Raw genomic sequence first — 626 nt, forward strand, 5'->3', positions numbered from 1 at the left:
GCAACAGCCACGGCTTCACCAACCACAACAACTACCGACGCCGCCTCATCGGCCGCCTCGGCCTCCAATGGCCTACCATCCCCACCCGCAGAATCCGAGGCCATCGACCACACTCAGTCGCGTAGAGCCGCCAATGGCGGCCGGGCCGTGACCTTCGGGCTTTGGCTCGAGTTCAGACGGGGCCATGACGGACACGCGCTGGTTGGTTCAGCCCATGAACAACTGGCGCCGCGGAAGGAGAGTTGGGTACCGGATCCGAAGTTCACCAAGCCGTGGCACGGCATCGCCCGCGAGGCCATCGAGTGGCACCCGACCGTCGACGACGACGTGTGCATCGGCTGCGGAACCTGCGTCACCGGTTGCAGCCGGCTCGTGTACCGCTTCGACTACACCCGGCTCAAGGCCATCGTGGTGGACCCGCTGAACTGCATGGTCGGCTGCACCACCTGCGCCAACACCTGTCCGACCAACGCGATCACCTTCCCACCCCTCCAGGTCGTGTGAGGTTCCCCCCGTTGACCGGTCACGTTGGTTACGCGGCCAGGGTGGCCTGGGGTTGACGGTACTGGTTCTCCCACTCGATGGGCGGGAGGTAGCCGAGGCTGGAGTGGGGCCGGCGGTGGTTG

General features: G+C 66.1%; 1 protein-coding gene. It reads left to right on the top strand.

Translation table 11 applies throughout. From position 1 onward, the window contains the following. The coding region (locus tag HZF19_RS16125) for a 4Fe-4S dicluster domain-containing protein (RefSeq protein ID WP_208029819.1) at positions 1-504 on the top strand (504 nt) is incomplete at its 5' end. Positions 505-626 lie beyond the last annotated feature (122 nt).

Origin of the sequence: Rhabdothermincola sediminis, assembly GCF_014805525.1 — a bacterium.
GTDB classification, from domain to species: domain Bacteria; phylum Actinomycetota; class Acidimicrobiia; order Acidimicrobiales; family Acidimicrobilacustridaceae; genus Rhabdothermincola; species Rhabdothermincola sediminis.